Here is a 21,738-nt window from a genome sequence, read left to right as displayed (position 1 = left end):
GTGTTTGTTAAGACATATGCTGGTCCCGATAAATCTTTTCGTTTTTCATACCGTACGCTTTTTGCACGATATAGAGCGGACGGTCTTTTGCTTCGTCATAAATCCTTCCGATATATTCGCCGATCATTCCGAGCATTAATAGAACGATGCCGCTGAATAACAGCTGTATCACAATCAGAGAGGACCAGCCCGTAATGGTGCTGTCTGTAAAAAGCTTCATGTATAAAACGATAAACATATAGAGAAAACCCGCTCCGGACATGAGCATTCCCGCATAGCTTGCCGCCTTGAGCGGTTTATGAGAGAACGTTGTGATCCCGTCCATGGAAAGCTTCAGCATTTTTTAAGCGGGTATTTCGTTTCCCCCGCAAGCCGCTCATCTCGTTCATATTCTACAGCAGTCTGCTTAAAGCCGACCCAGCTGACGAGTCCTCTGACAAAAGGGTTTTTTTCTTTTAATCTTTTCATCTCATCACAGACTTTTCTGTCCAGCAGGCGGAAATCTCCGGTGTCGAGCGGAATATCAATATCAGTCACGCTCCGCAGCAGCCGGTAAAACAGAGAGGCCGTCTGTTTCTTGAAAAAGGTTTCTCCCTTTCGTTTCGTTCTGACGGCGTACACCACATCGTAGCCTTCTTTCCACTGCTCAATCATATCAAGGATTAATTCAGGAGGATCCTGCAAATCGGCGTCAATGACGGCGATTGCATTCCCCTCTGCATAATCCATGCCCGCTGTGATCGCGATCTGATGTCCGAAGTTTCTGGAAAAATCAATAATTTTCACTCTCGGATCAATCAGACTTTGCTCTCTTAAAATCTCAATACTGCGGTCTTTGCTTCCATCATTAACAAAGATCAATTCATAATGCTCTTTTGTTTGATCCATGACTTCTTTCAGGCGCTGATAGGTTGTCTGAATGACGAGTTCTTCGTTATAAACCGGGACGACTATTGAATATTGAATATGTCTGCTCATGTTTTTTCCTCCTATTCATCAGATTGAAGTTCGTATAGTGAAGCTGACTGATTCATTCCGCCCGGCCCGCCGCTCATCCGGCTGTTTTTACCCGCGACCTTGCTGCTTTTTGTATCAGCTGCATCATGATTTTTCGTTTTCTGATCTGTGCTTGATTGCCATTTGTCTGAAGATACTTTCTTTCCGTTTTTCTCAACCCATTCAACAATATCGTTGTTTCCGCCTTTGCCCATTCCGGATGTTAAGAAGTATTTTACTTTCCCTTCTTTTACGAGCTTTTTAAATTGAGTCAGCGTAATGGCCGGGTCAGACCCGCTGAATCCGCCGATCGCCATGACCGCTTTTTTCGTTTTTATAATGTAAGGCGCCGCTGTGTTGGAATCGGTTGTAGCAAATAGATAGTCTGCTCCGGCGTTATGCTTCTCTAAATAGTTGATCAGTTTTGTATTGACAGATGCGTTATCCATTCCCATGCCTTTTCCGCTTGCTGACGCAAGCTGAGGGCCTGTTTCAGGCAATGAGCTGTTGCCTCCGTACAGAAGCGGTGTGCTCGCCCAATAAATCGGCATCCCCATCAAGACGAGAAGGGCTGCAAGTGAAACATAGTAACTGAGCGGTTTTTGACGCTGTTTGAACACGAACAGGGCGATTGCAGCCACTGCGCCGATAACACCTGCTCCGATGCTCCAGCCCGCGCCGATTTGATCATTGTAGTTTCTAAGGATAAACAGCTCAAATCCGGTTGTCACAAAAATAGCGGCCGGCAGAAGCCAAGTTTTCCAGCCTGTTTGCTCGCGGTACAGATGAACGAGGGCGACCCATCCCGCACCGGTAAGAGCAGCGATTGGAGGCGCCAGCATAATGAGATAATAATGGTGGAAAAATTCCGCCACACTGAAGAATCCGGCAATCGGCACAAGCCACGCTGCCCAAAAGATCGTTTCCTTCTGTTCTGCAGATAATCTTCTTCTTTCTCTCGCCCCGGCGATCACTAAACCGGCCAATCCAAAAATCGCAAACGGCAGGAGCCAGCTGATCTGATCGGATAATTCTTGTTGGAAGAGTCTCAGCGGACCGGGTGTTCCCGTACCGAACATTCCTGACCCTGACTGCATTTTCGAGCCGGTGCCTGTACCGCTTTTTCCTCCGCCAGGACCGCCTTTGCCGCCGTCTCCGCCGCTTGGAGGGCCTCCTTGACCGCCGCTTGGCATTTGGCCGTTAGATGGAGGTGCCGTCATACTGCCGGTTTGTGATTTGTCTCCGCTTGATGAACTGCTGCTTGAAGACTGTCCAGGCGGTTTTTGCATTTGTGAAGAACCGCCGGAAGAAGACATCTCTTTCGATGCGTTTCCGTCGGGCCCGCCCTGGCCGGCGGAACTTTGCCCCGTCAGCCGCTGAATCCCGTTATATCCGAAAGCCAATTCCAATACGGAGTTTGTCTGGCTGCTTCCGACATATGGCCTTTTGCCGGCAGGAATATTGTCAACAATGAGCGGCCATGACAATGAAACGGCTGCTAATACGGCCAGCGCGCTTACCAGTGAAATGATTTTTTTCTTAATCGTGGTATTTGCCGCCATCATATAGAACAGCAAGAAGGCCGGTAAGATCATATAAGCCTGAAGCATTTTTGTGTTAAAGCCTACTCCGACGACAAAAAATGCCGCCAAAAGCCAGATCAGTTTTCCTTTTCGAATCGCTTTAAAGAGAAGCCATGTGGCGAACAAGAGGAAAAAGACCAGCAACGCATCAACATTGTTTGTGCGCGCTACGGCTACAGCAATCGGTGTACACGCCATGACAAACGAAGCGATGCGCGCCGCCGTTTTTCCGAACGTCGGCTTTATTAATAAGTACATGAATAGAACTGAACCTACCCCCGCCAATGCCTGAGGCAGGATGACGCTCCACCCGTGCATACCGAATATCAGCGCGCTGATCGTTTGAATCTGGTATGTAACAGGCGGTTTATCTACCGTGATAAATCCGGCTGCGTCAAATGAAGCGTAAAAGAAATTATGAAAGCTTTGAAGCATACTCGTTACCGCTGCGGTGTAATAAGGATTCACCGTATCGTCATTCCAGATGTTGTACATATTCAAGAATGCGGAAGCGAGTAAAATGAGGATTAAGACCGCGTCTATCTCGCGTTTTTTCATTTTCACCTGTGTTTTCACTCCTTTTGTTTAACTTTGAACAAGTGTAACAACCAAATGTGAAAAATTTATTAATAAACAAAGACAATTATTTTGCCGTTTACAAATAGGTAAAAAGAATGACAAAACGGGTAAAAAAGCAAAAAAAAAGATGCCCCCGTCAAGCCGGGAGGCATCTGTCATTATTTCTGATTTACTGAATCGGTTTCAGCCGCGCTTCTATTTCAGAACGGCGGTGTTCGAGATAAGGCGGGAGCGCAACCGTTTTGCCTAGCTCCTCAGGTTTTTCATCAACCATAAATCCAGGACCGTCCGTTGACAATTCAAACAGAATTCCGTTCGGTTCCCGGAAGTACAGCGCTTTGAAATAATAACGCTCTACAATGCCTGAGTTGCTGAAACCTTCTTTCGTAATGATGCGGTGCCATAAAGCAAGCTCCTCCTCATTCTGAACACGGAAGGCCACATGGTGCACGCTGCCTTTTCCAGGACGCTCGCGCGGAAGATCGTTTCTTTCAATGAGATGGACTTCTGTACGCGCGCCACCGTTTCCGGATTCGAGCACCGTAACCGTGCCCCGGTCTTCATGTGTTTCTTTCCCGATTTCAGTGAAGCCCAGCACATCGGTTAACACACGCAGCGTCGGTTCTGCGTACGGGACGGTCAATTCAACGGGACCAAGACCGCGGAAAGAATATTCTTCCGGTATGCCGCTTTGCTTCACCGCTTCACCGATGTCTTTTCCTTTTTCGTCAGCTGTCAGCACAAGCCGCTGTCCTTCATGATCCTGAAAAGCGAGTGTGTCCCTGCCCGCTATTTTCACGATCTCACTGTGAGAGACCTGATGCTCTTCAAATCGTTTTTCCAATATTGAAGCGCTTGTGCATCCGGAACACGCAGGCCGATTGAAGAAATACTGTTTGTCCCCGCATGGAACGGCGCGATCCGCGGAATCTCGAAAAACGTCAATTCCGATCCCGGATTGGCTGATTCATCACCGTAAAATAAGTGATACATCGTCGGTTCATCCTGGTTTACCGATTTTTTCACAAGCTTCAGCCCCAGGATATTTCGATAAAAATCTAAATTTTTCTGCGCATCAGCCGTCAATGCTGATACATGGTGTATTCCATTAACTTTCATTATATTATCCTCCAGTCGATTATCTCGATTTCGAGATATTTTATATATACAATTTATGTTATCCGGATCGTAAAGTCAACCCATCTGCTTCACAGACGGTCTGCAGACTACCGCTCTCAAAATAACGAACTTTTGAAATTAAAAAACCATTAATGTTCGCTTTTAAAACCGAATTTTTTCCTTCTCAAAAGCAGAAACCTCTCTCTTTTAGGCAAAACACCAAAATCAGAAAATTTATTTTATTCGTGTTTCAGCAATTAGGGTTTACAATATGGAAAATAGTTTTTTCAGCATGACGATTTTACATCTGGAGGGAAAGGATATGCAGATTGAAGAGAACGGACTTAAAAAAGAGATCGGCCTTACCATCGCCCTCTCACTTGTTATCGGCACCATCATCGGTTCCGGCGTATTTATGAAACCAGGCGCCGTGCTTGCCTACTCCGGTGATGCGAAAACCGCGCTTATCGCGTGGCTGTTAGGAGGCATTTTGACGCTTGCCGGCGGCTTGACCGTTGCGGAAATCGGCACTCAGATTCCGAAAACGGGCGGACTTTATACATATCTCGAAGAAGTGTACGGCGAATTTTGGGGCTTTTTGTGCGGATGGGTTCAAATTATCATTTACGGCCCCGCCATTATCGGAGCAATCGGCTTGTATTTCGGCTCTTTGATGGCGCACTTGTTCAATTGGGATTCCGGCTGGTCTAAATTGATCGGAATTTCAGCCGTTTTATTTTTAAGCATCATTAACATTATCGGAACGAAATATGGCGGCATCGTACAGGGAATTACGACTGTCGGCAAATTGATTCCGATTATCTGCATGATCGTGTTCGGCCTTTGGAAAGGCGATCAGCATATTTTCACAGCTGTCACAAGCAGCATGTCGGAAATGAATTTCGGCGCTGCCATACTGGCCACCTTGTTTGCTTATGACGGATGGATTCTGCTTGCGGCACTCGGCGGCGAAATGAAAAATCCGGAAAAGCTGCTCCCGAGAGCGATGACGGGCGGACTCTTGGTCGTCACCGCCATTTATCTTTTCATTAACTTTGCGCTGCTGCACATTCTTCCTGCGACCGACATCGTCAAACTCGGTGAAAATGCGACCGGCACCGCTGCCGGAATGCTGTTTGGCGACATCGGGGGAAAATTGATCAGCGTCGGAATCATCGTCAGCATCTTCGGCTGTTTAAACGGAAAGATTCTCGCTTTTCCGCGTGTCTCGTTTGCGATGGCGGAACGGAAACAGCTGCCGTTTGCCGGACAGATTTCGCGGGTGCATCCGACATTCCGCACCCCGTGGATTGCCGTGTCATTTCAGATCGCGCTGGCCATTATTTTCATGATCGCCAGCAATCCCGATAAGCTGTCTGAAATCTCTATTTTCATGATTTATATTTTTTACGTCATGGCTTTTTTTCGCCGTGTTTATCCTCAGAAAAAAAAGCGGAGGAAAACCGCGCGCCTACAGCGTGCCTTTGTATCCGATCATTCCTGTTTTGGCCATCGCGGGTTCACTGTTTGTGCTGATCAGCACGATCATTACAGATACACTGAGCTGCGCGCTGTCCCTCTTGATCGGCCTCGCCGGGCTGCCGCTTTATTTTTGGCTGAAAAACGGCAGAAAAAACTGACAAAAACGGTTCCTTTTACGGGAGCCGTTTTTTTTCTGGCAAAATCACGTGCAAAAGTTGACAGCAAATTCACATCTTTTGTTATACTTTTTAAGCAAGATGTCTGAATTCGAAGTATGTTACGTTTTTTTGGCGAAGTGGGTAACATAAGAAAAACAGGATGAGACACGTTTTTACGAAAAAATCAAGAGGCGTTTTTTTCGACTTTATCTGTTTTTTTCGACAAAAGGCTATATAATAATTTGATGTGTGCATTGTCTCATTCAAACAATGGAGGGTTTTTAATGATAAAAAGAAAAAAGATAAGTTCTCACTCCTTTTAACAGAAATCGCAAAAAACATAGACGAAACCGCAGAATACTTTGTCAACTTTAAAGTGACGAACCAGACGACTTTAAAGGAATTTGCCGATACGTTAAAAGAGTTTGAAACAAAAGGAGATAATCATGTTCATGTCATGATTAAAGAGCTGAACAAAGCTTTTATCACTCCCATTGAACGTGAAGACATCCTTGAGCTGACAAACAGCCTCGATGACGTGCTTGACGGAATCGAACATTTTTCAGCAATGATGGAGATTTTCTCGATCACTTCTTCAGATGAGCATATCGATAAGTTCAGCGGATACATCAGAGAGTGCGCGAAGGAAATTTTAATCACGATTGAGCTGCTTGCAGAAAACCGATTGAAGGACATTCACCCTCACGCCATTAAAATTAAGGAATACGAGCACAGCTGTGATAACCTGCACCGTAAATCATTAAAAAATCTGTTCGGCACAGAAACCGATCCGATTAAAGTGATTCAGTACCGCGAGATTTACGAAACGCTTGAGGAAATTGCCGACTCTTGCCAAAGCGTTGCCAATAACCTTGAAACCATTATTATGAAAAACGCGTAACGAGGGGTTATAATGGATACTCTATTACTTTTAACGATATTAATTGTCATATGCGCTTTGGTATTTGACTTCATTAACGGATTTCACGATACCGCAAACGCAATCGCCACCTCAGTTTCGACAAAAGCGCTGAAGCCGCGGCACGCAATCGTCATGGCCGCCATCATGAACTTTCTCGGAGCGATGACATTTACCGGTGTGGCGAAAACCATTACGAAGGACATTGTGAATCCTTATACATTAGACAACGGGTCAGTTGTCATTCTTGCGGCTCTACTCGCCGCAATCGCCTGGAACTTGATCACATGGTATTTCGGCATTCCGAGCAGCTCTTCACATGCGATTATCGGAGCGATCGCCGGAGCGGCCATTGCAGCGTCAGGTTTTGCGACGCTTAATTATAAAGGGTTCATTAAGATTATCGAAGCACTTATTTTATCGCCGATTATCGCCTTTGTTCTCGGCTTTATCGTATATTCGATCGTGAAGCTGATTTTTAAAGACAGCAATCTGGCGAAAACAAATAAACGCTTCCGCAGAGTGCAGATTTTGACGGCTGCCATTCAGTCCTATACACACGGAACGAACGACGCGCAAAAAGCGATGGGTATCATTACGATGGCGCTTATGACGGCCAATTTACATAAAAGTGATGCCATTCCTTTTTGGGTGCAGCTCTCTTGTGCCCTGGCAATGGGTCTCGGCACATCCATCGGCGGCTGGAAAATCATTAAAACCGTCGGCGGAAAAATTATGAAAATCCGTCCGGTAAACGGCGTATCTGCCGACTTAACCGGCGCAGCCATTATTTTCGGGGCCACGTTTATTCATCTCCCTGTCAGCACGACGCACGTCATTTCGTCTTCCATTCTCGGTGTGGGTGCTTCCCACCGCGTAAAAGGCGTAAACTGGGGAACGGCTAAACGGATGCTCATTACATGGGTCATCACCCTGCCGATTGCAGGTACTCTCGGCGCCATCGCCTTTTTCATCTTAGATCTCTTTTTCTGATGACATCCGCTTCTTTACAGAAGCGGTTTTTTTTGTGACAGGAAAATGATGTCATGACATAGAATGAACATAGCAGACCATTTTTCGAATTGTGAGGGATGCTCATGCTTTTGTTTTTTCAGATCATGGTGTGGACGATGGCGGCCGCACTCATTTTATATGTGTACGCATCCTGGCGGTATGAGGCAAAGGTAAAAGAAAAAATGTTTGCCATCCGTAAAACGTGGTATTTACTATTTGTAGTAGGCGCCATGGTCTATTGGACATATGATCCCGAATCGCTCTTTGCCGCATGGAGACAATATTTGATTGTTGCCGTCTGCTTTGCCCTTATTGATGCGTTTATCTTTTTGAGCGCGTATATCAAAAAGCTCGCCGGCAATGAATTAGAGACGGATACGCGGGAAATTTTAGAAGAAAATAACGAAATGCTTCACTCCTATCTTGAAAAACTGAAAACCTATCAATATCTGTTGAAAAATGAACCGATCCATGTATATTATGGAAGTACAGAAGCTTATGCGGAAGGCATCAGCAGACTGCTGGCAGCTTATGGAGAAAAAATGAATGTCACGGCTTCCTTGTGCGACTATTCCGCACAATCGGATAAGGATCGCTTGACGGAGCATATGCCTGATGCGGCGGACGTTCAGTCCCGTCTTAACCGTAAAGACGTCTACTATGATCAAAAAGGCAGGCTTGTGCTTATTCCGTTTACAGTCCAGAACCGCCATTACGTGATCAAACTCACGTCGGAAAACCTGTTGACGGAATTCGATTATTTGCTTTTCACATCGCTAACGAGCATTTATGATTTAATGCTGCCAATAGAAGAGGAAGGTGACGGTTAAATGGAGCAGGCATTTCAAAACGGGCAGCCGGAACAAAGAGCGAAACCGTTCAAAATGTTTAAAAAACGTTCAATGACAAGTATCGCAAGTTACCAGGTCAGCCCTCATACCGCCAGAATTTTCAAAGAAAACGAGCGGCTGATTGACAAGTATAAACAAAAAAAAGCTTGATTACACTAAGGACAGGAGACACGGCTCTTGTCCTTATTCCTTTTTTCCTTATCTTTCATATAATAAAACCAACAAAGAGATGCGACAGGTGATGATGTGAAGAAAATTGTCAGGCGTGTAAAGTTTGTGGATTACGGACGCTTCGGGCTTTCCGCTTATTCGCTGAGGATGCGGGCGAGGAATCTCGGGCTATTGAACCGGTTAAAAAAGAAAAAAGGCTGAATCCCGCAATGTGAACGGGACTCAGCCTTTTTTGTTAAAGCTGCATCAGAATTTTCGCTTTTACAGCGGGACCGTAGACGCCGTCAGACGTCAGTCCGTTTACAGATTGGAAGCGGGCCACGGCATCTGCCGTTTTCGGACCGTAGATACCGTCAATGCCGTTATTGACAGCTCCTTTTTCAGGATAGAAATAAAGCGCGGCGAGCGCGTTTTGCACCTGGTATACCTTTTCACCGGACGTGTACGGCTCTGTCAGCTTGATCACCTCGTCCGGAAGAGAATACAGTGCTTCAACCGGCGGGCTGACGATCAGCACTTGTCCGACTTTAATCAGGTTCGGGTCAGCGATGTTATTCCATTTCTGCAGATCGGCCACGCTGACGCCGAATTTCCGCGCGATCGCCGACAGCGTATCTCCTTTTTGGACGGTATACGTCTGTCTTTCCTCAGAACCGATTCCCGCTTTAAACTCATCCCATGTATCCAGCAGTCTTCTCGGACAAAGCTTTCCTGACCAATGCTTGTGCGCAACGACATTCGCAAGCGGGATGCCGTGCGACGTCATTAATGTGCGGATGAGCCATTGGGCGTTTGCCACGGCCTGTGAAAAGTTGCCGTCTGCGTTTTCACAAATTTCAATACCGATGGATTTACGGTTGCCGTCCCCGTTTCCGTCACCGGCATGCCAGCCGTTTTCGTTCAGCGGAAGATGCTGATAAATTTCCGTATCATCGACTGTGAAATGCCAGCTTGTCGGTGTATCGGGATTTTTCACATAGCTTGCGTGACTTTTGGCGTTAGCTCCGACTGCGGTATTGGCTGTATTGTGCACCGTAATGTAAATCGGTGTCATTGCATAGCCTGGGCGGTTATTGTTTCCTGCCGGGATAAAATCCTGTGTGATTTTTACCATATTCTCATCTCTCCTATTTCGATAAATTGTTTATTTTTAATAAAGCCTGCTGTTTTTCCCTTTTGCTGTAACATAATTGTTTTTAAACCAGGCGGCGGCAGTCGTTATGATTGTAAAAACGGCCGACCCGGCGGCATACAGCGTATCTGCAAGCTGGCTGACCTGGTCCTCCTGAATATTCAGCGGCGATTTGCCGAACATCAGCAAAGTTTGATTCAATAAAGCAAGCAAAAGAAGCACTGTCCTGACGACCGTGCCTTTGTCCGCGAATTTCATATCGGTTTCCCCCTTACTTTTGCAGCAGATTGTACATGATGGCGATGGCTCCGCCAATGACGCCCGTGCAGATTGCTGTCACGATCGCTCCTGTAATGGTCCGCTTAATCCATGTTGTGTTTTCGTCAATTTTGTTCAGTTTTTCATTCAGCGTCATGATTTGCTGATCCTGCCGGTCTGATACCCGCTCTAATGCGGCTACCCGCTGTTCAAGCACCTTTTGTTCACCTTTGATGCCTGCGAATTCTTTTTGCACCGCTTGTTCATCCAGAAGCACTTCCGCTCCCCCCTCTTACATTGTTCTCACCTCCCTTCGGAAGCTTCATTCTTAAGAAAATGCCGTGCCTTTGACAGAAAGGCTCCCGCCGGAAATGCTTTTGATTTCCATGACGATTTCCTTAAAGCCGGCAATATCAAATGACCACACTTCTTCTGTGCCTGACGTACCGGCGGCTGATGTCCCGTCATCAGACCTGATTCCTCTGATCGGCACATTTTTTCCCGAGATGGATCTCCCCCAAAACGCGACATGGCCCGACTCAGCCGTGCCGGTGATTTCGACGAGAAGTTTTTTCCAAGCGCCCGCTGAGAAGATACTTCCCACGCCCGCCTCTGCTGCATTTTCATGAAAAATCACGTCAGTATATGAAAACGCCATATCACCGCCCGAACCGACAGATTGGTATAAAACAAATTCGGACTGTTTTTGATTTCCATTTTCAAAACGGAACCGGTAATATCTTTTTGTCAGGCAGACCCACCCCGAAGCGGTCAGCACTCCGCCTTTTACTGCGACAGAATGTGAAGCTGTCCACGAATTGTTATCCTCGCTCTCTTCGATAAAAAGAGTTCCGCTGCGGTCCGAATAAGCCCACCCCTGTGCTCTGTTTATTAAGACGGCTCCTAAACGGTCTTGTCCGAATTGACTGTAAACTTCAATCGCTTCTAGCGGCGTATTGGTAAGAAGCTCTGCCATTCCGGACAAATCAGCAACCGGTGTGACATAATCGTTTTTGTTACCGCGATAAGCTTTTACAGCGCCGGGCCTGCCAAGTTGATCGGCGGGAAATTCAAATGGATGCTTTTTCATCGGCCGTCCTCCTTTTCTCATTTATTAAAAATGACAAATAAAAAAAGCCGTCTGGCTTATGACACAGCATTTTTATAGTCTTCGTATGTTTCACCCGTTATTTCTTGAAATTCCTCAGGTGTGACATACTTCGCGGCCACACCTTCAGCCAGATCTTCGGCAGAGCAGTCATCATAGCCCATAGCCTGTTTTACCATTTCTGTTGAGGCCCACTCATAAAACAAGGCGTAAACCCAAAAGTTAAGCTTTTTCATTTTTTCATTCTCCTTTTACGTGTAAGAGTTCCAGTTTTAAAGACGCTAATTGCCTGCCGAGTGACTGCTGCGCTTGTTCGGCTGCTTTTCTGGCCAATTTCTCATTCGCCAGCTGTCCGCCGAGGCCCGCAAGCTGGTTTGAATCGGGAGCCGTATCTTTTTTTAAGCTCTCTTTATATGCTTCGTCAGCGGTTTCCACCCATTCATGTTTCTCTTCATCAAAAAATGGGCGCCACATGCCTTCGCCGTTTATTTCCGGCGGAAAGTCCGCAGCGTTAGGCGGCATCATATAATCTCCTGTCTCAGAATCCGGATAAAGCTCAACCGGAGTGCCTGTATAAATGTTGTCATTGTCATACGGAAATATTAATTTCATATTCTCGCTCCTTTACGTGAGTGCCAAAACAAGGTCAATATAATAGCCGTTCACGTTATTTTCTATATTGGCCATAATTCCCGTCAGCTTCATATCTCCATTAGAATAGATAATAAATTTGCTGTAACCGGTGGTGCCGCTGGCTGCAACCATAGTCACAACGCCTTTGGCCGGCGCACAAGAGGACGGCACACTCCCGAACACCACTTCTCTGTCCGTAAGAACGTGTCCGTTCAGGTGAAGGGTGTTTCCCACTTTGCGGTATTGAAGCGGCCTGTCTCCTGATTTAGCCCCATTTTTATAAGGAACATTTATCCAAGGTACATTCTCAGTATCAAGTTCGGTAACGAGGCGACGCCAGCCCTGCCAGCCCAAGTTCAAATCCAAATAGTTCGTGAACATATTATTTTTATAATCGACGGCAATGACATACCCAAACGTTCCTTTCCCCTCACTGTCAAGAGAGGTAAAATGAAACATGCCGCGGGTTGAAGCGTTGCTCGGACTGTTTGCCGCTTTGCCGGTTGAATAAAAGGTGCCGAACGCCCTGCCGTTTTTAACGATTTTTCAAGAAAGTTATCATCATCACCAATTGTCAGAAGATAGCCGCCGTTATCGTTTGTTATTTTCGAAAGCTGTGCGCCGTTCCACATATCTTTATCCGCCTGTGTGACATGAATATCTTTTTTATTGGCGTGAGCGTCTACTTTTGCTTGAGAGCCTGAATCTGTTTCTTGTTGGCTCCATTCCGACCATACGCCTTTAGTGCTGAAACTTCGGACGTATATGGGATTTCCGGCGGCCACTGTGTCTATAAACATTTGGACAAAAGTCGGTGATGCTCCGCGGGTTCTTTGCATGACAATTAATTGTCCGTATTCCGCAGGCTTATTTTCCGTATGCTGAACTGATATATAGTAGATGCCGGACGTTTTTATATTGTCTAAGTTTGTTTCCGTTACCGTTTTAGCATTCCCGTCATTGTCAGTCAGATTGAATAACTGCCCTGCATTCCATTTGTCTTTGTCAGATTTGGTTACATGAAGATCTGTTTTGTCGGCATGCTCATTTACTTTTGCTTGTGCTCCGGCAGCTGTTTCAAATGGCATCCATTCCGTCCAGATGCCGTTTTTCAGTGTTTTTCTCCAAAATCCCCCGTCATCTGAGAAAGCGGCCGCCTCTCCGTTATTCTTTGAAGAATAAAGGTATATACCCTCTGACGGTTTAGGCGGTGTATTTATTCCAGTTGCAGCTGCTGAGAAAGTAAAGGTCTTATTCTGGCTGGCAGCGATCTGATGAAAATCCTGTCCGTCAGAGATATCAATAAAAGCGGAGCCATTATCTTTTGTGATTTTAGAAAGCTGAGCACCGTTCCAAACAGCCCGCTCTTCTTTCGTCACATGCCGGTCCAGATCTTGATTGTGCCGGTCGAAATCTTTTTTTGCTGCCTGCTGGACGTTGTCCACGTTTCCGAGACCGATTTGCGCCTTTGTCGTTTTGTGCGGGTTGTTCATGTCGTTTTTATGGGCCGCCAGAGCCGTGTGGGCGTCTTTTATGCCTTTTTCCCAGCGGTTGACATCATCTTCATTAATCGGATCGTCCGGAAGCCAGTCTGTTTTTTCTTCGTAAGCCATCGTTACACCACCTCAAAGGTAAATCTTAAATCAAGCGTTCTGTTATTGCTGAGATCTAAATTTGTTTTTCGTTCTGTAATGACGCTTCCTGTTTCGTCAAGCATCTGCACGGTTTCAATGTGTTTGACGTCTTCTTCTCTGCGTGTGAGAACGGTGACTGCGGCATCTTTTACGGAAATGTCCGCAATCGGAGTTTCTTTGCCGTTTAACAGCACTTTCGTGATCCTGTTTTTCAGATCGGCTGCGGCACGCTGTCTGTAAGCGGCTGATATCATGGTAAGACCACCTCGTTATTGTTGAGTGTGACGGAATAACCGACCTTCAGTTCACTGACTTTTCGGTATCTCCGATTGTTGAGAATGACCCGGTCTTTGATTTCCAGTGTTTCGTTTAATGCGGCTCTCAGTGTATACGCCAAATGAGCGGGTTTGATTTTTTCAAGCGTTTCAATCAGCTCGTTCATGTGCTGCAGGTCATCAAGCCCGATATCGGCATAAAAACGATACTGCCCCGGGAACATCCGAACATAAGCTGACGGATGTTTTAAAAAACGGTTTAGCGCCTGCTCGATCGCTTGATGTGTGATGGGCGGAATATTCGACATCTTCGAAATCAGCCTGAGCCGTCTCATATCCTCCGTGTCACCTGATTCCCGCGGTATTTTTAATATTTTTTCCCAGCGGTCAAGCCCCCATGTCGCCGTCGTAATAAAGAGCTGATCCGTCAAATCGAAAATATCGTTATTCTGCCGCTCAAACTCAGGAGCTTCCGCCTCAAGCAGTTGTGCCATCTCTTTTAATCGGGTTAAAAACGGCGGGAGGTACGCCGTCATCTCATCGAGTCTGCTCAAGGACTCTCACCTCTTTGAGTTTAGGAATTTCCACGTCACTGAGCACGAGGTTTTCCGCCGCACCGTTCATTTTGATATCGGCGTAGTCACTGACGGATGCCGAGTTATAAACGATGTTGTTAATTTGTGATAAACGGACGGTGTTTTCTTCGAAGGCCATTTTCTTAAATAAATTCAGGACGCCTTTTTCAATCTCCGCTTTTACGTCATCGATCGAGCTGTTCAGCTCAGGCAGCACGGAAGCGGAGATTTCGATTTCTTTCCATACGGCGCTTTCCACCGTTACTGCCGCTCCGATCGGCGCCTGTCCTTCTCCCTGCCCTTCGTCCGGATCAATATAATCCTTTACTTTTTTGATCAGAATATCTGATGCCGGTTCCAAATTCGCATTTGTGATGACAACTTTCACCGTTCCGTCTCCGTTCCAAAGCGGAAAGATTTTTGCCCTGCCGACGCCGTCAACCTCTTCGGCCCATTGTTTATAGTGCTGTTTATTTGCGCTGACTGCTTCCCGGCGGACACGGGTAAAATAGCGCGCCCTTAAGCTGTTGTCATCTTCTTCCTCACGGCCGGGAATTAATATATCGCGCATGACTGCTTTCTCAAGCCCGGGTATCGTATCAAGCGGCAGCAGGTTCCGCCCCGAAATGCCGGCATTGCCCGCTTCACCGGCTGTTTCACATTCAAGCGTTCCATCCCCCGTATATTGAAAATACAGGTTATCAACGAAGAAACGGGAGCCTGGCGGAATGGTAATGCCCGCTGTGAATTCTCCGGCTCTGACCGCTTTTGTGGCAGGTGTCCGTTCAATTCCCGCTTCAGCAGCACGCCTGTCCAGAAATTCTCCCTGAGCCGTATCGGAAAACACGAGCTCCAGCACGGTATCCAGCCAAATATAAGACTTTGCGAGCTCAGCGGCCGCAGGCGCGAGCGCATTGTAAATGACGCTGCCTTCTCTCGTATCAATGTCCGCCGTAACGCGCGCCAGCATTCTGTCCATAATGTCGTCAAACGTCTGAGCTTCAAACATCCTCACCCAGCACCTCCTCTATCTCAAGCATGCCCTCATCAGTTTCAACGGTAAAAGAGACGATGAAAGCATCATCTTTTTTCTCAATCTCAAAATTGGTAACGGCCAAAATCCGGTCATCATACAGCAAGGCTTCTTCTATCAGTCTTGGAATCTCCATTTTTTTATAAGCATCCGTCGTGTTCTGATCTGAAAGCACTTCCTGAAGTTCGTTTCCGATATCATGGCTGAAAACCGAATATGAATACCGTTCTGTGTGAAGAGCGATATAGACGAATTGTCTGATTGCGTCCAGTCCGTTAATCAGTTCATTGGTAATCCGGTTGTTTTCAAAATCAATTCGGTAGGTTTGTGAAGTCTCAACGGCCTCACTCGCATCCTCCAAATCTTCAAATTCGATTTCCGGTGTCAGGGCCATTGCACCCGCTCCTTTTAGATTTGTTCATGTAAAAAAGCCCTCTTCGGCAGATGAAGCGGCTTTAATAGGCTGATATTCTCGTATATCTCCGTCCGGATGCCGGTTAAATTTTGTCCAGTACAAAGAAAGACTGTCCTCCTGTTAAAGCGGCGGTCATCACCCGATCACCCGCCTGGAGCTGATCCTCTCCCCCGGATCTCAGCCGCTTCGGCACAATGAGTGCATCAGACGGAATCAAAAGTTTGTCGTGATCTTTCAGTTTCAGCTCGAGCGGCGAAACGGAGGTCACTTCGGCCGGCATCAGCTCCACCGGCGCTTCGGCGTCAACCGCTCCGACGGCTAAATGTTTAATGGCATCACTTAATCTCATCAGGATGTCCCCTCCGGAAGTGAATTTTTCTCCGTGACATCAATCGTCATGGTATGTTTTGTTCCTTGGAATTCATGGCGGTCCGTATCTACATAATAGGTTTTCTTCAGCCCGATTTCCGGAATTGAAATATAGACGGGCAATCCGCTTTCCAACCCAGGAATACCGATCGCCTGTATATTTTTCAGCTCTTTTTTAATGCCTTTTTTCTCAGCCTGCTTCACTTTTGCGCGCTGTTTCAGCTGGGCTTCGTTAATGTCGTCAGAAACCGTTTCGGTATACTGCAAAACGCCGAATGTTTTCATGCCGGCGCTGTCTGAGGCGGAAGCCTTTATCGTTTTATTGTCTTTTTGCAGCCGCATGACGACACGGGTTGCGGTGTCATCAATTGAGGTGCTGTATTGATACCCTGTAATATTAACTCCTGTTTCCAGCACCCATATGTCAGACGGCTCCGGCCATTCACGCAAGCCGAGCCTGCCTTTTTCTGAATAGAGCTGATAATTGCGCCCCGTCTGGCTTTTTGTCTGCTTTAACGCTTTTAGCATCATATCGTAAAGGCTTGTATCATTTTTAAAAACGAGTGATTTAATGGTATGGCCTGTGTTGGCAATGGATGTGACGGGAATTTGAAAATCGCTGGCGATCCTTTTTAATATTTGATCGGCGCGCTTGTTGGAAAACACGTAAACGTCCTGGTTTTTCACAAGGTATTGGAGCATATCGTATGCGGTGAAGGCGACGGTATGCTCATCGGGCGTTCTTGCAAAAACAATGCCGCGGAACAGCTCTTTTCCGTTCCATTTGAACAAAACCGTATCCCCTTCTGATACGCCGTAATACGTCTGGCTGCCCTGCTTTACGACAATCGTCGCTTCGATGGAGCGGGGCGCCTGATATCTGTGTCCTTCCAGCGTTACGCTTTCTGTGACAAGCTCGAGCCACTCCGTTTCTTTTATGACAAATAGTTCAATCATCTTTTCACCCGTTTCATTGCGGTATCTTCAGCTTCTGCCCCGGGAAGATCCAATGCCCCGGCTGCCGGATATTCCGTTTGCTGCGTTTAATCATGGCGGTTTTATTCGCGTTCCAGATTTTCCGCCACTCTGTGTGTTTTCCGTAAAACTTACCGGCGATGTCCCAAAGCGTATCCCCTTTTTTGACGGTATATGTTTTGGGTGAAGCTTTGGACGGGCGCTTCGCTTTCGTTTTTTCTTTTGTTTGATTTTTCTTGGCGAAGCGGTTTTATATTCTTTCAGTACGATATCAAAATTCCGGTCGCCGATTTCATTGTCACCTTCGCTGTAATTAAAGCTTTCAATACTGCATGCGACATTGATTTTTGTCCCTGTAATCAAAAACTGAACGGGTTTTTTCGCTTTCATCCATGTTTCAATGACTGAAATGGCTTTTTCCGGCGAAGGAATGCTTTGATATTCGGCAATCGGGCTGTACCGTTTCGGAAAAAAGAAGAGAACGAAATTTCTTTCGCTCCCGGTTCTTCGATAAACGTCACCTCTCCAAGTCCGGTGACTTTCACGGAATCATTCTGCACGCTGTTTGCGATATCAATCGCTTCAGGGAGAACGGGAAGCCGGAGCTTGTCCTTCCCCTGAGACAGCCAAAATTCGTAAACAGATTTAGTCAAAAGCAACGGCCCCCTTTGCTCCGGTATAAATATCTTTTTGCAGTTCATCAATCAGCGCCTGTTTGATTTTGGCGGCGAGGCTGTCGGCGTCCTGTCCGTTATGGAAATGCTGATCGCCGCTGAATTCGATTTTAATTTCTTTTGTTCCCGTTTTTGAACGGTTTGTCCGCCGCCTTTAACGGCTGCGGATACCGTGCCGGCTGAAAGCGCCGCCGGTTCCGTCTGGGACGGATCGGACACTTCCATGCCGAGCGCCTGAGCCGCTTTTTGCAGCAGATAACGGCCGCGGATGCCCCGCTCTTCAGGGATGATCCACTCCCGTTTGTTCCCTTCGCCGACACGGGCGATCTGCTCCTTGGTAATCAGACCCCCATTGGCATAACCGACGTAAGGGCCGCCATGAGCCATACTTTTAATCCCGGGGACATTGCTGATCGAGCCGTATCGGCTTTTAATATAGCCGATAGCGGCAGCGGCGTTGTGGATTGGATTTCTGATATCATTCATGCCCGGCGCTTTGTGATCTTCAAAGGTGCTCGGAATCGTCTGCATAAGCCCCTGTGACGGGTGTCCGGCTTTGGCGTTGCTGTCCCATAGATTAATGGAATTAGGGTTGCCGCCTGACTCATGCTGTGCGATCGTCATTAATCCCGGAAGCCAGCTGATCGGCGTATTGGTCGCTTTCATTGCGGCCAAAAGCCATTCTTTGACGCTTCCTCCCGCTGCACCCATGCCGGAAAAGGCTGCTGCAAGCGAGCCTGCCTGTTTTTCGGCGTATTTTTTCACGTCAACTGAGCTGAGGCCTTTGACGACGCCGACTGAAGCAAAGCGTCCGAGACTCATCATGACACGGGAAGGAGAGTGAATATCAAGCTCTTCCCTGAATGCGTCCTCGACTTTTTTGGCCATATCTTTGGCCGCCTGTTTGACTTCGCTTCCTTTTGCAGTCATTCCTGATACGAAGTGTCCGATCAGGCCTGATCCCCAGCCGTTCGCGGAATCTCTTGATTGAACAAACGGTTTATTGATATGTGTGCTTACGTATTGCGACGTTCCCGTATCTTTTGCATTCTGTCCGGCCGAATATCCTTTCACTGTTGCGGCGCCCCATGATGACGATTGATTAACCGCCGATTGATAAGGTGTTTTCACCTTTGTTTTTAAAAATGAATCGGTGCCCGTCGGCGATGTATTCTGACCTTTGGCATAGCCCGCAACGACTTGCTTTCCGTAACCGGGTGAAGACGAAATGAGGGCATTGAACGGCGTTCCGATGTTTTTCTCCTTCCAGCCGTCCATATCCACCGATTTATTGCTGATTCCGCTGTCAAAGCCTTCAGTAAACTGTTTGCCGAGTGATGAAGCCGTCCCGCCAAGTCCGGATGCCTCTACAGACGCTGCGGCCGATACAGATGCAGAAGAAGAAACACCGCCCGCTCCCGCCGGCACAGCAGAAGATTGAGTTGAAGCCGCACCCATATCATCGACAACACGCATGCCGAGCTTAGACGCAGCTTGTGAAAGCAGCATCTTCCCGCGGCCGCGATTGTTGTCGACGGGGATGACAAATTCTTTTCCGGCTTCACCGATCCAGGAAATGGTCGGCTTTGTAATGTAGCCGCCCGTGGCGTTTTTGTCCGGTTTTTCTTTTTATCTCCGCCGCCTGTGACGAAGTCCATTACGCCTGAAATCAATTTGCCGCCGGTTTTATCCCAAATCTTTTTCACCCAGTCGAATGCTGCAGAAAAAGCATCTGATATGGCTGTTCCCACTTTGACAAGAGGTTCTTTTATATGTTTCTCAAACCAGCCGCTTAACCCTTTCCATATATCCTTTACCGTATCTAAAGCAGTCGTGAAAGCGTCTGATATTCCTTTTCCGACTTTTTCCACCATGTTTTTCACCGGGTTCCAGACAATATCCATGAACCAGCCGGATACCGTACTGAAAACAGATTTAATTTTATCCCAAGCTCCTGTGATTTTACTCCAAATGGACGTCGCCACTCCGACGACAGCCGATTTTACGGGTTCCCAGACAGTGCTCATAAACCAGCCGGATACTGTGCTGAAGACACCTTGAATCGTCGTCCACGCATTCACGATATTTGACCAGATGCTTGTTGCCACTCCGACGACAGCCGTTGAAACCGGCGTCCATACATTCTCCATGAACCAGGATGACACCGTGCTGAAAATCCCTTGAATCGTCGTCCACGCATTCACGATATTTGACCAGATGCTTGTCGCCACTCCGGCGACAGCTGATGAAACCGGCGTCCATACATTTTCCATGAACCAGGATGAAACGCTTCCCCAAGTATCTTGTATTGTTGTCCAAGCACTTTGCGCCGCTTCGGAAATATCATTCCATGTGTCTTTCAAAGCCCCTGAATCAAAGGCCTCTCCCAAGCTGGAACCGCCTAAACTGCCGGCGATGCCGCCTACCGCGCCGCCGATTAATGTGCCCACTCCGGGAACAACGCTGCCGATTGCCGCTCCGGCCGCGGCTCCTGCAAGACCGCCGCCTGCTGAGCCGACCTTCTCTCCTGCATTATCTTTATTGATGCCGGCTAAATCAGTAAGTGATAACAATTCACCTATGCCGGGAATTCCTTTAGCGGCACCTTTTAACCCTTTCATACCGCCTTTCAGCGCCTTTGAATCTCCTAAGCCTTTCAAAAGCCCGCCGATGCCTTTACCTGCCCCTTTTGTTTTCGGCGTGTTTACGGATGCCTGTTTGCTTTCCTTTACGGAGGAACCTCTTTTCGAAGATTTATTCCGCCCTTCGACTTTACTGCTTTTACCTCTCGTCACTCCGGTACAGCAGCAGCCCCCCAAAGCCCCGCCGGTTTTTTTGGCTGACCTTCCTGAAGATTTCGGTGATGGTCCTGTGCGCTGCGGACCCTTTGTCAGATCAGGACGCTTCGGGCTGTTGGTGCCGCCGGCAGAAAGGCTGCCCTTACTCTTTTCTTTTTTCGTGCCGCCTCCTAATAATCCGCCGACATTGAGTTTGCCTAATTTTTCAGCGATTCCTGAAAATATTTTTTCTATTAATTCCCCGGCTTTTTCGATGATTTTGTCCGGGCTGAATTTCTCAAATTTCTTGGCAATCTTGCTGACAATTTTATCAACAAATGCCTCAGCTTTTTCGATGATCGCATCAGGACTGAATTTGCCGAACTTTTTATCAATGCCTCCGAACAGTGAGGAAGTAAACTGCTCCACTTTTTCCAAAATCTTATCCGGATTGAGAAAATCGAATTTCTCAGAAATTCGGTCAATCGTGTCATTTACAAATTGTTCAGCACGGTCGATTAGCTTATCAGGACTGAATTTACCGACAACGTCGTCGACTTTCTTCATAAACGAATCAGTAAAATGATCCAGCTCTTTCAATATGGTCTCCGGACTGAATTTGCTGACAACGTCATCAACCTTTTTCATAAACGAATCAGTAAAATGATCCAGCTCTTTCAATATGGTCTCCGGACTGAATTTGCTGACAACGTCATCAACCTTTTTCATAAATGAATCAGTGAATTTATCCAGTTCTTTCAATATGGCTTCCGGACTGAATTTACTCACGACCCCGTCTACCTTTTTCATAAACGAATCAGCGAATTTGTCCAGCTCTGCTAATATCGTTGCCGGGCTGAATTTGCTTGCGATTTCGTCTACTTTCCCCATGAATGAGGTCGTGAACTTGTCCAGTTCAGCTAATATCGTTGCCGGGCTGAATTTGCTTGCGATTTCGTCCACTTTCCCCATGAATGACGTTGTGAACTTATCCAGCTCTGCTAATAT

At 47.0% G+C, this 21,738-nt stretch carries 19 protein-coding genes and 6 pseudogenes; 6 read left to right on the top strand and 19 right to left on the bottom strand.

Features of this window, described 5'->3' with window-relative positions; all coding sequences use genetic code 11:
• Nucleotides 1–7: 7 nt before the first annotated feature.
• The 3 genes and pseudogenes from D368_RS13035 to D368_RS13025 all read right to left on the bottom strand — a co-directional run bounded on the left by D368_RS13035 (nt 8) and on the right by D368_RS13025 (nt 4,277).
• A pseudogene (locus D368_RS13035) lies at nt 8–978 on the bottom strand (glycosyltransferase family 2 protein).
• Between the two features lie 11 nt (nt 979–989).
• The gene (locus D368_RS13030) at nt 990–3,143 is read right to left on the bottom strand and encodes a glycosyltransferase family 39 protein (RefSeq protein ID WP_128574861.1); all 2,154 of its coding nucleotides are present in this window, start codon (nt 3,141–3,143) and stop codon (nt 990–992) included.
• A 184-nt stretch (nt 3,144–3,327) separates the two neighbouring features.
• Nucleotides 3,328–4,277: pseudogene (locus D368_RS13025) on the bottom strand (ring-cleaving dioxygenase).
• A 322-nt stretch (nt 4,278–4,599) separates the two neighbouring features.
• On the opposite strand from D368_RS13025, the pseudogene D368_RS13020 reads away from it, so the two are divergent.
• From D368_RS13020 to D368_RS20190, 6 genes and pseudogenes are all read left to right on the top strand, one after another.
• Nucleotides 4,600–5,917 (top strand): annotated as a pseudogene (locus D368_RS13020) (APC family permease).
• A 253-nt stretch (nt 5,918–6,170) separates the two neighbouring features.
• Nucleotides 6,171–6,818 carry a DUF47 domain-containing protein gene (locus D368_RS13015; protein WP_128574878.1) on the top strand — a complete coding sequence of 216 codons (648 nt, stop codon included), beginning with the start codon at nt 6,171–6,173 and terminating at the stop codon, nt 6,816–6,818.
• A gap of 12 nt (nt 6,819–6,830) precedes the next feature.
• The gene (locus tag D368_RS13010; RefSeq protein WP_003154805.1) at nt 6,831–7,829 is read left to right on the top strand and encodes an inorganic phosphate transporter; all 999 of its coding nucleotides are present in this window, start codon (nt 6,831–6,833) and stop codon (nt 7,827–7,829) included.
• Between the two features lie 104 nt (nt 7,830–7,933).
• Nucleotides 7,934–8,680 carry a type II toxin-antitoxin system SpoIISA family toxin gene (locus D368_RS13005; RefSeq protein ID WP_057079950.1) on the top strand — a complete coding sequence of 249 codons (747 nt, stop codon included), beginning with the start codon at nt 7,934–7,936 and terminating at the stop codon, nt 8,678–8,680.
• Nucleotides 8,681–8,851: a type II toxin-antitoxin system SpoIISB family antitoxin gene (locus tag D368_RS13000; protein WP_003154807.1), complete on the top strand. Its 171-nt coding sequence runs from the start codon at nt 8,681–8,683 to the stop codon at nt 8,849–8,851. It begins immediately after the preceding gene.
• A gap of 96 nt (nt 8,852–8,947) precedes the next feature.
• Nucleotides 8,948–9,073: a hypothetical protein gene (locus tag D368_RS20190; protein ID WP_003154809.1), complete on the top strand. Its 126-nt coding sequence runs from the start codon at nt 8,948–8,950 to the stop codon at nt 9,071–9,073.
• A 34-nt stretch (nt 9,074–9,107) separates the two neighbouring features.
• On the opposite strand, the gene D368_RS12995 is transcribed toward D368_RS20190, so the two are convergent.
• From D368_RS12995 to D368_RS12925, 16 genes and pseudogenes are all read right to left on the bottom strand, one after another.
• Entirely contained in the window at nt 9,108–9,986 is an 879-nt protein-coding gene (locus D368_RS12995) for an N-acetylmuramoyl-L-alanine amidase (RefSeq protein WP_024085195.1), read from the bottom strand.
• Nucleotides 9,987–9,999: 13 nt separating this feature from the next.
• Nucleotides 10,000–10,262: pseudogene (locus D368_RS12990) on the bottom strand (phage holin).
• 13 nt (nt 10,263–10,275) lie between these two features.
• Nucleotides 10,276–10,539, bottom strand: coding sequence for a hemolysin XhlA family protein (locus D368_RS12985; RefSeq protein ID WP_003154815.1), 264 nt, complete (start codon nt 10,537–10,539; stop codon nt 10,276–10,278).
• Between the two features lie 51 nt (nt 10,540–10,590).
• Entirely contained in the window at nt 10,591–11,352 is a 762-nt protein-coding gene (locus D368_RS12980; RefSeq protein ID WP_094247020.1) for a phage portal protein, read from the bottom strand.
• A gap of 56 nt (nt 11,353–11,408) precedes the next feature.
• Nucleotides 11,409–11,606 (bottom strand): XkdX family protein, encoded by a 198-nt coding sequence (locus D368_RS12975; RefSeq protein ID WP_071391956.1) that lies wholly within the window; start codon nt 11,604–11,606, stop codon nt 11,409–11,411.
• A gap of 4 nt (nt 11,607–11,610) precedes the next feature.
• Nucleotides 11,611–11,982: an XkdW family protein gene (locus tag D368_RS12970; RefSeq protein ID WP_070081681.1), complete on the bottom strand. Its 372-nt coding sequence runs from the start codon at nt 11,980–11,982 to the stop codon at nt 11,611–11,613.
• A gap of 12 nt (nt 11,983–11,994) precedes the next feature.
• A complete protein-coding gene (locus tag D368_RS20185) occupies nt 11,995–12,357 on the bottom strand; it encodes a hypothetical protein (protein ID WP_014721043.1) in 363 nt (120 codons plus the stop codon).
• A 2-nt stretch (nt 12,358–12,359) separates the two neighbouring features.
• Nucleotides 12,360–13,616: a pyocin knob domain-containing protein gene (locus tag D368_RS12965; protein WP_486129258.1), complete on the bottom strand. Its 1,257-nt coding sequence runs from the start codon at nt 13,614–13,616 to the stop codon at nt 12,360–12,362.
• A 2-nt stretch (nt 13,617–13,618) separates the two neighbouring features.
• The gene (locus D368_RS12960; RefSeq protein ID WP_003154822.1) at nt 13,619–13,891 is read right to left on the bottom strand and encodes a hypothetical protein; all 273 of its coding nucleotides are present in this window, start codon (nt 13,889–13,891) and stop codon (nt 13,619–13,621) included.
• Nucleotides 13,888–14,466: a YmfQ family protein gene (locus tag D368_RS12955; RefSeq protein ID WP_007407262.1), complete on the bottom strand. Its 579-nt coding sequence runs from the start codon at nt 14,464–14,466 to the stop codon at nt 13,888–13,890. Before D368_RS12955 ends, D368_RS12960 begins: the two co-directional genes overlap by 4 nt.
• Nucleotides 14,450–15,496 carry a baseplate J/gp47 family protein gene (locus tag D368_RS12950; protein ID WP_071391958.1) on the bottom strand — a complete coding sequence of 349 codons (1,047 nt, stop codon included), beginning with the start codon at nt 15,494–15,496 and terminating at the stop codon, nt 14,450–14,452. Before D368_RS12950 ends, D368_RS12955 begins: the two co-directional genes overlap by 17 nt.
• Nucleotides 15,489–15,914 carry a DUF2634 domain-containing protein gene (locus D368_RS12945; RefSeq protein ID WP_003154825.1) on the bottom strand — a complete coding sequence of 142 codons (426 nt, stop codon included), beginning with the start codon at nt 15,912–15,914 and terminating at the stop codon, nt 15,489–15,491. The genes D368_RS12950 and D368_RS12945 overlap by 8 nt, the downstream gene beginning before the upstream one ends.
• A gap of 103 nt (nt 15,915–16,017) precedes the next feature.
• A complete protein-coding gene (locus tag D368_RS12940; protein WP_003154827.1) occupies nt 16,018–16,284 on the bottom strand; it encodes a DUF2577 family protein in 267 nt (88 codons plus the stop codon).
• Nucleotides 16,284–17,261, bottom strand: a complete 978-nt coding sequence (locus tag D368_RS12935; protein WP_039251762.1) for an XkdQ/YqbQ family protein — start codon at nt 17,259–17,261, stop codon at nt 16,284–16,286. Before D368_RS12935 ends, D368_RS12940 begins: the two co-directional genes overlap by 1 nt.
• A gap of 13 nt (nt 17,262–17,274) precedes the next feature.
• Nucleotides 17,275–17,932: pseudogene (locus tag D368_RS12930) on the bottom strand (LysM peptidoglycan-binding domain-containing protein).
• Nucleotides 17,925–21,738 (bottom strand): annotated as a pseudogene (locus tag D368_RS12925) (transglycosylase SLT domain-containing protein); the annotation flags it as partial. The pseudogenes D368_RS12925 and D368_RS12930, both read right to left, overlap by 8 nt.

Source organism: Paenibacillus lentimorbus NRRL B-30488, assembly GCF_000411595.1.
GTDB classification, from domain to species: Bacteria; Bacillota; Bacilli; order Bacillales; family Bacillaceae; genus Bacillus; species Bacillus velezensis.
This window is presented reverse-complemented; position numbering and strand designations above follow the sequence as displayed.

Bases quoted from the DNA above. Each gene is read 5' to 3' on its own strand.
- D368_RS12945 (WP_003154825.1), bottom strand. From the start codon at position 15,914: ATGGCCCTGACACCGGAAATCGAATTTGAAGATTTGGAGGATGCGAGT.
- D368_RS12995 (WP_024085195.1), bottom strand. From the start codon at position 9,986: ATGGTAAAAATCACACAGGATTTTATCCCGGCAGGAAACAATAACCGC.
- D368_RS13005 (WP_057079950.1), top strand. From the start codon at position 7,934: ATGCTTTTGTTTTTTCAGATCATGGTGTGGACGATGGCGGCCGCACTC.
- D368_RS12935 (WP_039251762.1), bottom strand. From the start codon at position 17,261: ATGATTGAACTATTTGTCATAAAAGAAACGGAGTGGCTCGAGCTTGTC.
- D368_RS12950 (WP_071391958.1), bottom strand. From the start codon at position 15,496: ATGTTTGAAGCTCAGACGTTTGACGACATTATGGACAGAATGCTGGCG.
- D368_RS13010 (WP_003154805.1), top strand. From the start codon at position 6,831: ATGGATACTCTATTACTTTTAACGATATTAATTGTCATATGCGCTTTG.
- D368_RS12980 (WP_094247020.1), bottom strand. From the start codon at position 11,352: ATGAAAAAGCATCCATTTGAATTTCCCGCCGATCAACTTGGCAGGCCC.
- D368_RS12965 (WP_486129258.1), bottom strand. From the start codon at position 13,616: ATGGCTTACGAAGAAAAAACAGACTGGCTTCCGGACGATCCGATTAAT.
- D368_RS12960 (WP_003154822.1), bottom strand. From the start codon at position 13,891: ATGATATCAGCCGCTTACAGACAGCGTGCCGCAGCCGATCTGAAAAAC.
- D368_RS12975 (WP_071391956.1), bottom strand. From the start codon at position 11,606: ATGAAAAAGCTTAACTTTTGGGTTTACGCCTTGTTTTATGAGTGGGCC.
- D368_RS13000 (WP_003154807.1), top strand. From the start codon at position 8,681: ATGGAGCAGGCATTTCAAAACGGGCAGCCGGAACAAAGAGCGAAACCG.
- D368_RS12970 (WP_070081681.1), bottom strand. From the start codon at position 11,982: ATGAAATTAATATTTCCGTATGACAATGACAACATTTATACAGGCACT.
- D368_RS12940 (WP_003154827.1), bottom strand. From the start codon at position 16,284: ATGAGATTAAGTGATGCCATTAAACATTTAGCCGTCGGAGCGGTTGAC.